The sequence below is a fragment of the Alkalilimnicola ehrlichii genome (genome assembly GCF_003399765.1).
In the GTDB taxonomy this organism is placed as follows: domain Bacteria; phylum Pseudomonadota; class Gammaproteobacteria; order Nitrococcales; family AK92; genus AK92.
The window spans coordinates 148,865-161,802 of record NZ_NFZV01000003.1 but is presented as its reverse complement, the minus strand read 5'-3'; the positions used below and the strand labels follow the sequence as shown (position 1 = coordinate 161,802).

At 56.0% G+C, this 12,938-nt stretch carries 13 protein-coding genes; all 13 read left to right on the top strand.

The genetic code is table 11. From position 1 onward, the window contains the following. The first annotated feature begins 41 nt into the window (after positions 1–41). The 13 genes from CAI21_RS04455 (at position 42) to CAI21_RS04400 (ending at position 12,862) form a co-directional block, all read left to right on the top strand. Positions 42–806, top strand: a complete 765-nt coding sequence (locus CAI21_RS04455; protein WP_116301196.1) for a MipA/OmpV family protein — start codon at positions 42–44, stop codon at positions 804–806. Positions 807–1,094: 288 nt separating this feature from the next. Beyond that, positions 1,095–1,238 (top strand): DUF2628 domain-containing protein, encoded by a 144-nt coding sequence (locus tag CAI21_RS23075; protein WP_181919263.1) that lies wholly within the window; start codon positions 1,095–1,097, stop codon positions 1,236–1,238. Next, a complete protein-coding gene (locus tag CAI21_RS04450) occupies positions 1,208–1,504 on the top strand; it encodes a hypothetical protein (protein WP_116301195.1) in 297 nt (98 codons plus the stop codon). The genes CAI21_RS23075 and CAI21_RS04450 overlap by 31 nt, the downstream gene beginning before the upstream one ends. A gap of 242 nt (positions 1,505–1,746) precedes the next feature. After that, positions 1,747–2,199, top strand: coding sequence for a DUF2628 domain-containing protein (locus tag CAI21_RS04445; RefSeq protein ID WP_116301194.1), 453 nt, complete (start codon positions 1,747–1,749; stop codon positions 2,197–2,199). 78 nt (positions 2,200–2,277) lie between these two features. Then, the gene (locus CAI21_RS04440; RefSeq protein ID WP_116301193.1) at positions 2,278–3,195 is read left to right on the top strand and encodes an alpha/beta fold hydrolase; all 918 of its coding nucleotides are present in this window, start codon (positions 2,278–2,280) and stop codon (positions 3,193–3,195) included. Next, the gene (locus CAI21_RS04435) at positions 3,167–4,771 is read left to right on the top strand and encodes an asparagine synthase-related protein (protein WP_181919262.1); all 1,605 of its coding nucleotides are present in this window, start codon (positions 3,167–3,169) and stop codon (positions 4,769–4,771) included. Before CAI21_RS04440 ends, CAI21_RS04435 begins: the two co-directional genes overlap by 29 nt. Further along, positions 4,768–4,968 carry a DUF3565 domain-containing protein gene (locus CAI21_RS04430; RefSeq protein ID WP_116301191.1) on the top strand — a complete coding sequence of 67 codons (201 nt, stop codon included), beginning with the start codon at positions 4,768–4,770 and terminating at the stop codon, positions 4,966–4,968. The genes CAI21_RS04435 and CAI21_RS04430 overlap by 4 nt, the downstream gene beginning before the upstream one ends. 305 nt (positions 4,969–5,273) lie before the next feature. Then, complete coding sequence (locus tag CAI21_RS04425; RefSeq protein WP_116301190.1) at positions 5,274–5,753, top strand: hypothetical protein; 480 nt, start codon at positions 5,274–5,276, stop codon at positions 5,751–5,753. A 774-nt stretch (positions 5,754–6,527) separates the two neighbouring features. Then, entirely contained in the window at positions 6,528–8,480 is a 1,953-nt protein-coding gene (locus tag CAI21_RS04420) for a putative bifunctional diguanylate cyclase/phosphodiesterase (protein ID WP_116301189.1), read from the top strand. Between the two features lie 34 nt (positions 8,481–8,514). Beyond that, on the top strand, positions 8,515–10,218 hold the full coding sequence (locus tag CAI21_RS04415) for an HAD family hydrolase (protein ID WP_116301188.1): 1,704 nt from the start codon (positions 8,515–8,517) through the stop codon (positions 10,216–10,218). Between the two features lie 998 nt (positions 10,219–11,216). Further along, on the top strand, positions 11,217–11,564 hold the full coding sequence (locus tag CAI21_RS04410) for a hypothetical protein (RefSeq protein WP_116301187.1): 348 nt from the start codon (positions 11,217–11,219) through the stop codon (positions 11,562–11,564). Between the two features lie 163 nt (positions 11,565–11,727). Then, positions 11,728–12,267, top strand: coding sequence for a cytochrome b (locus tag CAI21_RS04405; RefSeq protein WP_116301186.1), 540 nt, complete (start codon positions 11,728–11,730; stop codon positions 12,265–12,267). A 16-nt stretch (positions 12,268–12,283) separates the two neighbouring features. Then, on the top strand, positions 12,284–12,862 hold the full coding sequence (locus CAI21_RS04400; RefSeq protein WP_116301185.1) for a YceI family protein: 579 nt from the start codon (positions 12,284–12,286) through the stop codon (positions 12,860–12,862). The last annotated feature ends 76 nt before the right edge of the window (positions 12,863–12,938 follow it).

The window sequence follows — 12,938 nt, the reverse complement described above, 5'->3', positions numbered from 1 at the left end:
ATATCTGTCGGCTCAAAACCGAACAAAAGGAATCGACCGAGATGGCGAGCGCACGCACCTGCCTCGTAGCGGCCTATACCTTGGCGCTAGCATATTGCGGTACCGCTATAGCCGACCAGCCTCCGACACGGGGCGGCAGCGGTTGGTCGGTAGGCATTGGAGCAGTTGGCTCGACGGGCCCCTACCCAGACAGCAGCACCGACATCACACCGATCCCTTTCCTCGGCTACGACAACGGCACCTTCTATTGGCGCGGCCTTGCCGCCGGCCTGCGAACCGAACTGGCGGACGGGGTCGAAGGCCGCGGCTACTTGCGCGGGCGCATGCAACGTCGGCGCGCCTCCGATTCCGATGTACTCGAGGGAACCAAGGACCGCAGCCGCACCCTGGAAGCCGGCGTCGGCATATCTGCCGGACCGCGCTGGCTACGCGGCTCGCTCGATGTCTCCGGCGACCTCCTTAGCCAGCATAGCGGGCAGGAAGTCCGCGCTAGCGTAACCGTCCCCTGGCTGATCGGAGACTGGGTCGTCCTTAGCAGCGTCGGTGCCAATTGGCAGTCGGCTGAATTTGCCAACTATTACTACGGCGTGAGAACTAACGAGATCGGACCGGATAGGCCGGCCTATGAGCCTGGCTCGTCGCTCAACCCGAGTATGGCAATCAGCTTAATTCAACGCTCGGAAGGCCGAACCGGCTGGTTTATTCGCATCGAGCACGAGTGGCTCGACAGTAATATCCAAGATAGCCCAATCATCGACTCCGGCCACCGCTGGTCAGGGATCGCCGCATTTACCTATCGCCTATGAGCACCCGCAATCGCTCGGGACGAGCCGATAGCAAAATGTGATTCAATATTCTTCTATAAGATTGATTATGAGTTAACCTATATCTACTATACGCGGTTCTGCGCCCGCTTTATCCGTCCTGGCGTAGTCCGGGTAGTATAGCCGTTCGGTACTTTGGCTTTAGTCTAAGCGCACGCATCCGATCTGCCTTGCAGCAACAAAAAAGAAGCGCTGTAGCACTCAGAGCACACGGGTAAAGAAAAAGGGGGCTGGCGACCAGCTTGTATTTTTCACCTATGGGGGGTAACCATGAAAACCTTTAATATGTTCCACCATCCGCATCATGGCCATAAAGCGGTTAAGGTCGGCTTCTCCTGGCCCGGTTTCTTCTTCGGAATCATCTGGGCGGCAATCAAAGGCCTATGGTGGTTGGTGGGGTGTTTGTCGGCCTGATTGCGTTTATGGTCGTGTTCGATATCATCCTGGTCGAATCGGGAATCAGCTACGATGCCTATCTCGCAATCGACATGCTACTAAACTTGGTCGGCATTGGTATTGCGATCTTTGTCGGTATGCGCGGCAATAGCTGGGTGGAAGATAACCTGCGGAAGAAAGGCTACACCGACGTCGGTCGCCTCGAAGCCGTGAATAACGATCACGCCATTAGCGAGTTCGTTAACCAACAAGGTCAAAGCAACAGCTCGGTGACCCAAGCCTAAAGCTGGAGTAGTAAAGCAAGTATGGCAGCGGCAGGAATACGTTCCCGCCGCTGGCTCTCGCAGAGTATCGAGGTCGATGGCGCAACCGTCCTTGGCACTTTGCTAACAGAGCTGCTCAAAAATGCGTAACGACGTTGGCCAAACCGCCCTTGCCCGACAGCGGGCGCTAACGCTCGCCACAGGTTTTTCAGCAGTCCGCGAAAGTATGCCCAAACCCAACCGCTGATTAACATGGGTGCATCATGAAAGCTTTTCACGTATACACACACCCGGAGAAAGGTGCTAAAGCCATTAAGCTCGGCTTTTCCTTCCCGTCATTCTTCTTCGGTATTATCTGGGCTATCGTCAAGCAGCTCTGGTGGCTCTTAGGGGTTTATATCGGGCTTATGGTCGTCACCTGGGTGCTGGATGTCATTCTGATCTCGTCTACCGACTACGAGACGTATCTTGTCATATCCATGCTCATCAGTTTTGCGTCGCTGGGTTTCCATGTCTTCGTCGCTACACAGGCGAATCGCTGGCTGGAGGAAGACCTCATAAAACGCGGCTATACGAAACAAGGCCTGATTACCGCTCACAATAACGAGCACGCGGTTAGCTTGTTCCTTGGGGGCCAAAGCGGGGCGGGGCAGTCGCAGAGCCCAAGCGACAGGCCGCGCAACAACGACGACAATACAGGCACCTTCCGGGCCTAAAGGGACGATACGCGGGCGAGGGCGCGGTGCGTTCTCGCCCGCTTTCGACCGCACACTCAATGTGGGGAGGCGTCGGGGATGACACTTAAACCGCACGAACCAAGCTCCCACTATTTCACCTCGCAGCGCTTACGGCTCCATTACGTCGAGTGGGGCAACCCGGAAAAACCACCGCTTATCCTTGTCCATGGCGGGCGCGACCATTGCCGAAACTGGGACTGGGTAGCCCATGCCCTCCGGGAAGACTGGCGCATTATTGCCCCGGATCTGCGCGGACATGGCGATAGCGAGTGGACGACGGACGGCCACTACGGCATGACGGGCTATATCTACGACTTAGCCCAGCTCATCGAGCAACGCGATCTAGCGCCCGTAACACTGGTTGGCCACTCGTTGGGCGGCAATATCGTGCTGCGTTATAGCGGAATATATCCCGAGCGGGTTCAGCGCATAGTCTCCATGGAAGGCCTGGGACCCTCTCCAAAACTGTTGGCCGAACGTGCAAGAATTTCTACTGCCGAACGGCTACGGGAGTGGGTGACGGAGCAAGATCGTATTGCCACCCGCACACCACGCAATTACCCGTCGATCGAGGCGGCTTGCCAACGCATGCAGGCGGCCAACCCTCACCTAAGCCGCGAACAAGCCGCTCATTTGACCTACCACGGCTTAAGACGCGCCGCGTCAGGGCACTATCGGTGGAAATTCGACCCTTATGTGCATTCCTGGCCGCCGGTCGATCTAAAGCCGGAAGAAGTTCAAAGCCTATGGGCCCGCATTAGCTGCCCCGCCTTACTGGTCTATGGCGCCCAAAGCTGGGCTTCTAATCCGGCCAAAGACGGTCGTGCAAGACATTTCCCCAACGCCCAAGTCGCACTACTCCCTCACGCCGGACACTGGATGCACCACGACAGCTTCCATGATTACATGGTGATATTGCGGGATTTTTTATCGTCGGCGGCGGCCATTGAAGAGGCACCCCCAAACCCCCAGTAGTAGTGCAGCACAGTTCTGCTGGGTAATCGTTTGTGGCTATCAGTACCGCTCGCATGCAGCCCCTCCGGCCGCGCCCTACATCGACCTACGCTGGGATAACGGAGAAGTCACGTGGGACGGCTTAAGTGCCTGCACGCTCGGCCTGCCTATCGCAGGGCCTGACGGTAACGGCGTTTATGCACGCTGGGATTGGGACGGCCATCGCTTACGGGTGGAAAACGACCGCCTGGGCTTTCAGCCGCTGTTTATCTATCACGACGCTCACCGGCTTTTGGTTTCTTCTTCTATCCTCCAGCTCATCCGCTTAGGCGCTCCAAACAGGCTTAACTATCCGGCACTAGCCATTTTCCTGCGCCTGGGGTTCTTTCTCGGCGAGGACACGCCTTTTAGTAAGATTCAGCAGATACCGCCTGCCAGTACGTTAACGTGGGCGGCAGGAAAACTGGCACTCGAACGACGACCGCAACCGCCCGTAGAGCTCAATACGGCACCGCGGAATACGCTAAGCGACGACTTCATCGCGTTGTTCCGGCAAAGCATACGCCGTCGTTTACCGACCACCGACGATTGCGCTGTACCCTTAAGCGGTGGCCGGGATTCGCGCCACATCCTGTTCGAACTCTATACCGCCGGCCAACGCCCGACCTGCGTTACGATGCAGGGCTCGCCCTTGGCGAAACACGACGAGAGCGACACCGCATTAGCGCTCAGTCGTCGCTTAGGATTACCCCACGACTTAGTCCCACAAGCACGATCCCGATTAAGGCAGGAGTACCGGAAAAACCTCCTTACCGAGTTTTGTGCCGATGAGCATGGCTGGTTCTTACCAACCACCGATTATCTCAGCCGGACCTATGCGACTGTCTACGATGGAATCGGTGGCGATGTGCTGGCCGCTGGGTTATTCCTAACGGAGGATAAGCTTCGGCTGATGCGATCGGGGCGTTTCACCGCTTTGGCCGAGCAACTGATGCCGTTCGAGCAGACGTTAGCGCGCATCCTGAACAAGCCCGTGTATGACCGTATGCCACGGGAGCCGGCGCTGGAGGCCGTCGCTAACGAACTCAAGCGCCATGCCGATCAACCTAACCCGGTCGGCGCGTTTTACTTTGCCAATCGTACCCGGCGCAAAATTGCGTTATCGCCCTTCGCCATGATTAGCGGCCCTTTGGTACATGCGCCATTCCTCGATCTAGAGCTTGTCGCGCACCTTCGCGGCATCCCGGCAGAGCAGCTGCTCGACCACCGCTTTCATACGGAGACTATCGCCCGCGCCTACCCCCGCCTTGCCGACCTACCTTATTTCAACGGTAAGCGAGAGGTCGTACAGAACTTTGCCTATACCGCGCGGGCAAGCCTCGATAGCTTGGCGATTGGATTGCAGCATAAGCGGCGTCGGTTGCTAAGACCCGGCTACCTATTCCCGCGCAGTGTACGTACACTCTTACAAACGGATTACGGATTGGAGTTTACGCTCCGCATCGCTCCGAGAATACTGTACCTGCTCCAACTCGATGACTGGTGCGACACATCGGTAGCAACCACAACAGGCGAGCAGTGGGCGCTCGAAACATGACCAGCCACATCATCGGATTCTACTTAGACGAACAGGGGGACTGGGTCGCCGAGTTGCGCTGCGGTCATCGGCAACACGTCCGCCACAACCCGCCGTGGTTCAATCGTCCCTGGGTCATTACCGCTACCGGCCGCGAACGCGCCTTGGGCTTACCCCTCAGGTGTCGTTTATGCGAATCGGAAGCCGAGCAGCAGTAGAATTTCCGTCACATAGGGTTCGTTAACGACGAACCAAGACTTTCGATGTAAGAAATTTCTGACATCGCGTGTAGGTTCGCGCCGATATTTTTCGAAATAGGCATGACGAACGGCCAAGGTTCTGGTAATTTTAGGCTGCTGGGTCGCCTTCCCCCCAACCCAACCCCCAGGCGATCTAGCTTACCCCGCTCCCCCAGCGGGGTTTTTTATTTGTGGCGGTCAGACTGCAATAATAGGAAATGCTGAACTGGCATACTGGCACAGCACCGTGCAGAACTGAGTTTACCTATAGCGAGAGCCTTCCTATGCGGGGACTGCTAAACCGACCGAAGATGTCGTTCACCGACGGCATTGCATCGCGCTTTGCGTTTTGGATTATCAATCGCAAAGGCCCACCCGACGACCTTGTCCTACGCGACCTAGAACGAGAGCGTAAACGCCATTTAGCCCGTTTGTCGGTAGAAATCGCTTTCTATCTGACCATAGGGCTCGCCATGCTCGCCTTCTTCCCCGAGTGGTGGCTCGTTATTATTGCCCTCGTGGCAGGTCTGAGCATTCCTAAAATGTGGCAATTAGGCCGCGACTACATCGCCACGCCGACGCTGCTGCAACCGGCCAATCGGGTCGAGGGGCTGCTGGACGAGGTAGAAAAAGCGCGCCAACAATCGGAAACCGTGGCGCAGTACTATCGGGAAATCGAGCAACTCAAACGGCCCATACTGCGCATCGAAGCCATTGCCATGGCGACCGTACCTCGACTTAACGAAAAAGATTGGCTTGAGTAAAGAAAACCTATTCAAGCACCGGCCGCGCCTACCACGGGGCGCTCGGCCTTGAACAAGATGCTCTCAAAGCACGCCTTATCATGCCCGCATTTGCTGTCCCACCTGAGCGCACACTCATCTTTTTGCCCGACCGCCCGATGTTTTCTTTAACAGGGTACTGACGAATTCTTCTCGGTAACCTGTTAACGCGACACGGAAAAAACATTGCAGATCGATCACGCCCGGACATTGCCTGATCGAGCGATAGCCCGAGTGCGTACCGAGGCGCAGTGAGCGATCAAAATTCGAGGGAAGGCGCTTTCGGTATTCTGCCGGCCAGCACCGTTTTTCCACTTCCGGGCTACGGCGGAGCAAGCCTTGCTAGCCGTCTCTCAATTCTTGTATTAGTCTTTTGTAAGATTTTTATTTGAACAACTCATACATCCGGTTAGGATGCCGTCATAAGAAGAACAGGCACCGGGGGGAAGCAAGAAAATATTTGTGCATTTTCGTCCAGGCTGGTGAGCAAAGCGCCACGCCAAAAGGCCGCCGCTGCCATCTTGAGACAGTTCGTATAAGGAAACACGACATCGCCCCGTGCCAGAGGCACAACACCGCCCATGTGCCTCGTAACCCGCTAAGGTAGGGCTAATAAGTTCAGTGTTTCCCTAAATAAGACGCGCAGGAGCCCGGCACCGATACTCCGCCTTTCGCTCGACCCAAACGCCGGCTACCGCGCCAAATTAGACAGCAGCAACCCGGAATGCCGGGTCTTATGTTATTGGGGAAAAGAACATGAGCGAGATAAGCGATTCAGCGAAGATTCGCGCGGCTCTCGCCGAAAAACTGTTCAAAGCCATGCACGGCTTCCACGGCTTAGCAGCCATTGGCGTCATCTTGTTAGCTTTTCTGCTTTGGAGCGAAGCCAATCAGTGGTTACTGATCGCCTGGGTCATGTATATGATGGGCTGCGAAGGCCTGCTCAGCTTACTGTCTCGCGCTTATCGGCAACAACGCCAACCTACCGCTCACCCCTGGCTAAGACACTATGCCATCTTGCATTTGATGGCATCGGCGGGCTGGGGCGCCACGGGCATTCTGTTTATCCACGGCCTAGACCAAATCCATATGTTACTGCTAGCGATTTTTCTCGTTACGGTAGCCGCCCTGGGCATGAATCAACTCAGTTACATTTGGCGGATTTACGTGGTTGGCGCGGTCATCACCGTCGTTCCGGCTACCGCCGGTTTAATTTACCGGGTCGGACCGGAACCGTGGGCCGCGACTACCGGAATGACCGCAGCACTCGCGGTAGCTATTCTCTGCACGGTTGCCGCACGCAATTATGATCGCCACGTTCATGACATACGCGATCAACTGGCATTGGCCGACACCCGCAATGCCTTAGAGAAGGAAAGACTACGTCGACAAGAAGCCGAACAACGTATTCGCCAGCGCGAGGCCTACGACTCGCTCACCTCCACCTTAAGTTTTACCGGCTTTAGCGAAGCGGTTGCCGAGCGTCTACGCCACGGACAAACCTTGATTGTCGGCTGCATCAACATCGACGGTTTTCAATCGATCAACAACGCCTTCGGCATGCAGGCGGGAGATAACGTGTTACGGGCAGTCGCAAAGCGACTCGCAAGCTTAACCGGTAGCGCGCTAAGGGTAGGTCGCATCGCCGCGGACGAATTCCTGGTATTGGCACAGGGCGACGGCCCCCATGTGTCGCCCGATGGCTTTGCTAGTAAATTGCTAACGACGTTGGCCCCTTCGGTCACCGTGAACGAAGCCGAAGTTGAGCTGCCGGTCAGCATCGGCGTAGCGCAAGGACCTCACGACGGGCAGCAGAGTCAAGACCTTATCGAGCATGCCGTACTTGCCATGCGGGCGGCCAAAGCCAGCAGCGGCAGTAGTTATCGCCTCTACTGTAATTCTCTGTTGGATAAAGTACGCGACGAATCGTCAATCAAGTTCGAACTCGCCGGCGCCTTACAACGGCGAGAGTTTCAGCTCTATTACCAACCCAAAATCGACTTACGCACCGACAAAGTCATCGGCGCCGAAGCGCTGCTTCGCTGGCATAGTCGAAAACTGGGCTGGGTCAGCCCGGCACGTTTTATTCCGCTCGCCGAAGCGAGTGGAAGTATCGGCGCTATCGGCGATTGGGTCATCGAAGAAGCGGCCGCGGCCGCGGCCCGTCTTAGCCGCCTATTTCCGCTCCATTTGGCGGTTAATGTCTCGGTGCATCAATTCTCCGACGGCCGCCTGGCCGAGTGTCTGCTCGATGCTATTACCGCCCACGGTTTACAACCCCAAGCCCTCCATATCGAAATTACCGAGAGCGTCTTCATGACGGACCCGGAAACCGTCAGTCAAATTCTGCGCACCGTACGCCAGCTAGGCGTACAAGTGGCGCTGGACGATTTCGGTACCGGCTTCTCGTCGCTCGGCTATCTACGCCAAATGAGCATCGACTATCTAAAGCTCGACCGAGGCTTCGTTGCCGACATCCCAAACGACAAACGGCAAACGGCTATTGTGGACGCTGTGATTTCCCTAGCACGAGCACTGGGCGTGCGAGTGGTAGGAGAAGGCATAGAGAATTACCGCCAGTACGGCTGGCTACGACGGGCCGGCTGCGACATCGGCCAAGGCTTTCTGATAGCCAAACCCATGCCCGAGGATGAGTTCTTGAGCTGGTTACAGACCCGCGAAACCCAAGGCACAGGCACTCACGGCTAAACGGTTAGGACAAGGCGCCAGCTCGGAGGTAAACATGAACCCAAACCGACAACCTCTTATCCGACCCCGGGTGTTGTTATTCGACTGGCATGGAACCTTAGTCGATACCCTGGACGCGATGTTTGCCGCGATGGAAGAACTTCTACCGCAGCTAGAAGAACTGGACCTGATCCAACGCTTGCAACCGGAATCCGCTTGCCGCACACCGGATGACGCCAAACTGGTTCGTTATATTCGCATTTTCCGGCGCCTACATCCTCGCATTCTGGCGGAGCGACGCGTCTCGCGGACCGACATCTTCAACGCTATATTCGGCGCCGACCGGGAAGCAAAGCATATTGCCCACCAGGCCTATAACCAATGTTATAGCCGTCACGTCGGGGCGGTTAAACCGTTCCAAGAGGGCGTCTACGACTATTTGCGCACGTTTCAGCAACTAGGAATACGCGTTGCGGTGGCAACCAACCGAAGTCGGGAATTTTTAGACCGGGAACTTGCGCTCGTAGACGGCGGCCGGTGGGCGGAACTGTTCGATACGACCGTTTGTGCTAACGACATCTCCGAATACAAACCCTCGCCACAGCTCATTTTCGCAGCATTAGAACAACTCGGCGAGACGGCCGATGCCGGCATCTGGTACGTAGGCGATAGCTACTCCGACATGGAAACGGCACATAATGCCCAAGTAACGGCCATTTTCTACAATGGACTGCGCTGGGAAAGCGGCTGGTTTCGCCAATTGTATGCCGAGAATGCAGAGAAAAGCCCCCACGCCGTGATCGACAGCTTCGAGGGTTTAACAAACCTCATCGGACAAGCGGAGGGCATCTGTAAGGACACCTTAAATCGGCTGCGCCCTGCCGCATACCCACCGCCTTCGCCGCCGCCGCCTCGGATCGAACCGGACTGGCACCCGGCTGTGGCGAAGCTTGCGGCGCCCAAAGTCATACTGTTCGATTGGCATGCAACGCTCGTCGATACCATCGACGCGATGTATCGAGCAGTTGACGACATGCTGCCGGAGTTTAACGAGCTTGGCCTAACGAAGCGGCTTATGAGCCCAAACGAAGCCCGCTCGCCGGAAGACGCCAAACTGGTAGAATATGTCCGTCAGCACGCTGCCTTGCATCCGAAAATCAAGGCGGACCGCAAAATCTCGCGCACCGACATCTTCGAAGTTTTGTTCGGCGACGACCAGGAAGCCAAACAAATCGCCCATAAACGCTTCAACTTCCACTACCGAAACCACTTTGGCACTGTCCGCCCCTTCGAGCCGAATGTCCGCCAAATGCTTTCCGCATTACGGGCCTTGCCCATCAAAGTCGGGGTGATTACCAATCGGGATCGAGAATTCTTCGAACAGGAGATCGCCGCGGTCGAAAATACCGGCTGGACCCATCTCTTCGATACCGATGTCTGTGGCGACGATACTCCATTACGCAAACCCCACCCCGACCAGCTTCTAAAAGCGGTCGGCAACCTCGGCTACGCGACTGGGCCTACGGTCTGGTACGTGGGCGATAGCACAACGGACATCATTTCAGCAAAGCGTGCCGAGATGACAGGCGTATTCTTCAATGGCGCGCAATGGGATCTGCCCTGGCTTAGGAAAATCTTTCCCGGCACCGAGCGTCACCCTCATAAGCCGGACGTCGTGGTCAACGACTTCTCGGAATTCTGGGCCTTGGTGCTGACCTGTTGGGGCAAATTCGATCAGCAAGCGCTTAGAGAACGCTAGCCTACTTAGCACACCGCCAAAAGCCCAACAGAGACGCTTCCAGCAGCCAGCTAGGCTTTCATCGGTCGCGGCATGAGTTGACGCTCAAAGCGTAACCCACCGACCGGCGAACGTTGCTTTAGGCCCCAACCCACGCCACGAACGGTAAACTTGCCATCCGTTCGCAATCGCTTCTCAGTTATACCCTAACACCGCCACATGACTAACCGTTGGCCGCGAATTGTCTCGTCGAGGAGACGTTTTGCCGAGTTGGTCGTACGCGCCGTAGCCGAACGTCGCTGTGGCGTAGGGCGAGATACTTGAGACTCCTTTCCTTGCATTACTAACTCCTAACATCCTGAGGCATGTCAATAAGATAAAACGCTCTCTATATCGAGACAGCGGTAGCTTGAGGAATGTTCCGTAAACCGAGTCAGAAAACGTTGAGCAACCGCCAGGGCAGGCCAGAAGAAGCCTTCCTCCGCCCCCTGTCAGGGCTTCAACCTGCTTCTCCTGATGACAATGGGGCTGCAAGTAATGAAATCCAGACGCACGCTAGCCTTATAATGCTGCCCTAATTAGAATTTATTAATTTAAAAATTCTTTTTATAAGCATATCGCGATGCTGACTAGTGGCCGCTCACCGTTGCGTTGCCGATGCAGCGGGCTTGTGCGTGCTCACAGGGAGCGACGCTCTAAACCGGTAAAGCGACAGGTGAGCGGCCACCAAAGGCCTACCTGCACTTTTATACCCATGACCAGGAGTAAGACTTCGTCAGGGTGCCGAAGATAATTTCGGCACCCTGACAGGACGGCACACGGATGCGCCGCATGTCGAGCAAGTGCGCCAGCGCTTGGTCGACGCAGCGCCCCGCCAGCGGGTGCACCGCGCGGGGCAGGGAGCAGAAAAGTCTAGGAGAGACTTGTTCTGCATTCTGTTAGAGCGCGAATCCACGAGACCGTACAGATCAAGCCATTGTCTCTTGGCTTCGGCCGTTCGTCCTGATTTAGGGGAATTCATGAAAAAGCCCATTTTGTCCATTCTAATTGGCCTTGGCTTAGTTGGTGGTGCAACCGGATGCTCCGTCGCACCACCGGATTGCTCCGATCATGAGGCTACCGAATTGGTGTTAGAGATAACCCGCGATGAATTCGCTACGGTATTTGGTAGCAGGGCGGCAGCCGAAATCGAACTCGACTTGAGCGAGATCGAAACCGTTAACATCAACGCCCAAACCAAAGCGCGCTCCTGTTCGGCACTACTAACCATGAGCAGCCCTGAGGCTACCTACAGCGATACCATTAACTACACCATTGAAGCTGCCAACAAGCGCGGCGAATTTGAAGTGGTGGTTTTCGGCCTATAAATCAAGCCCGGCGCAGGGACGCGCCTGAAATAAACAATGTTGCGGCCCATCCCACCGACCCACCATTGTCCCAAAAACTGCAACAATCTGTTGCACTAAACTAGCATTATCAGTATCAAGTCAACTGTTAAGCTATAGCCTTCTCTACCTTGAGCAACCGTTCATGATGCGAGGCAATCGACAACGTTACGGAGTGGTCGCACGATTGCTCCACTGGAGCATTGCGCTGCTATTACTCGTGTTGCTTATAACCGGGTGGTGGGCGACGGAGCTGAGTTATTACGACCGTCTCTACAACACGGTGCCGTACTGGCATCGCTCGCTCGGAGTGTTGACGACCGTATTAATCGTATTGCGGATCGTCTGGGCGTTGATTGACCGACGACCGCCGCTGACACACAGCATGCGGCGTTGGGAGAAGGTTGCCGCCCGCACCGGGCACATTAGTTTGTACGTTTTAATGCTGTTGGTTCCGATCAGCGGCTATCTAATGTCCACCGCCGACGGGCGGCCTGTCGACGTATTCGGATGGTTTCAGGTGCCGGCGCTGCTAGCGGCCTCTTCGGGTCGAGAGGAACTGGCAGGTAACGCCCATTATTTTCTCGCCTTCGGCGGCGCGTGGCTCGTGCTGCTGCATATCCTCGCGGCGCTAAAACATCAATTTATCGACCGTGACGGAACGTTACGAAAAATGATTGGCTAATAAGGAGCTTCTGTCGATGCGCAAGACTCAACTTTTCTCCGCCCTGGCACTGGCAGGCGGTCTGGCCCTTTCCAACTCGGCTTTCGCGGAAGTCAAAGAGTACAAGGTCGACCCGACTCATAGCTTTGTTATGTTCAGCATTTCCCACTTGGGCTTTTCCTTCGTCGAAGGCCGTTTCAACGAGTTGTCCGGGGAGTTCACCTACGACAGCGACAATCCGGCCAACAGCGACATCACCATGCGCGTTAACACCGCCAGCATCGATAGTAATCATGCGGAGCGGGACCGTCACTTACGCGCTTCGGACTACCTTCATGTCTCCAGACATCCGGAAGCCACGTTCACAACGACCCGTTTCGAGCCCAATGGCGACGACGGGATCTTGCACGGCGATCTGACCCTCTACGGAACCACTCAGCCGATCGAAGTAGACGTTAAGTTTGTCGGTGCCGGGGAAGACCCCTGGGGCGGTTACCGCCGCGGTTATGTCGGCACCACGACGATCACGCTGAGCGATTTCGGCATGAACTTCCAGCTCGGCCCCGACGCCGAGACCACGGACCTGCGCTTCGTTATCGAAGGCATCCGCCAGTAAGACTGGCAAGGTCCACAGCCCCACGAGGAAAGCTCTCCGAGCTTTCCTCGCTTTTGAGAGGCCGGCTCCCCCTCAT

Excerpts from the sequence above, each read along its gene's own strand:
- CAI21_RS04450 (WP_116301195.1), top strand. The coding sequence starts at position 1,208 with ATGGTGGTTGGTGGGGTGTTTGTCGGCCTGATTGCGTTTATGGTCGTG.
- CAI21_RS04405 (WP_116301186.1), top strand. The coding sequence starts at position 11,728 with ATGATGCGAGGCAATCGACAACGTTACGGAGTGGTCGCACGATTGCTC.
- CAI21_RS04415 (WP_116301188.1), top strand. The coding sequence starts at position 8,515 with ATGAACCCAAACCGACAACCTCTTATCCGACCCCGGGTGTTGTTATTC.
- CAI21_RS04430 (WP_116301191.1), top strand. The coding sequence starts at position 4,768 with ATGACCAGCCACATCATCGGATTCTACTTAGACGAACAGGGGGACTGG.
- CAI21_RS04445 (WP_116301194.1), top strand. The coding sequence starts at position 1,747 with ATGAAAGCTTTTCACGTATACACACACCCGGAGAAAGGTGCTAAAGCC.
- CAI21_RS04440 (WP_116301193.1), top strand. The coding sequence starts at position 2,278 with ATGACACTTAAACCGCACGAACCAAGCTCCCACTATTTCACCTCGCAG.
- CAI21_RS23075 (WP_181919263.1), top strand. The coding sequence starts at position 1,095 with ATGAAAACCTTTAATATGTTCCACCATCCGCATCATGGCCATAAAGCG.
- CAI21_RS04455 (WP_116301196.1), top strand. The coding sequence starts at position 42 with ATGGCGAGCGCACGCACCTGCCTCGTAGCGGCCTATACCTTGGCGCTA.
- CAI21_RS04410 (WP_116301187.1), top strand. The coding sequence starts at position 11,217 with ATGAAAAAGCCCATTTTGTCCATTCTAATTGGCCTTGGCTTAGTTGGT.
- CAI21_RS04400 (WP_116301185.1), top strand. The coding sequence starts at position 12,284 with ATGCGCAAGACTCAACTTTTCTCCGCCCTGGCACTGGCAGGCGGTCTG.
- CAI21_RS04420 (WP_116301189.1), top strand. The coding sequence starts at position 6,528 with ATGAGCGAGATAAGCGATTCAGCGAAGATTCGCGCGGCTCTCGCCGAA.
- CAI21_RS04425 (WP_116301190.1), top strand. The coding sequence starts at position 5,274 with ATGCGGGGACTGCTAAACCGACCGAAGATGTCGTTCACCGACGGCATT.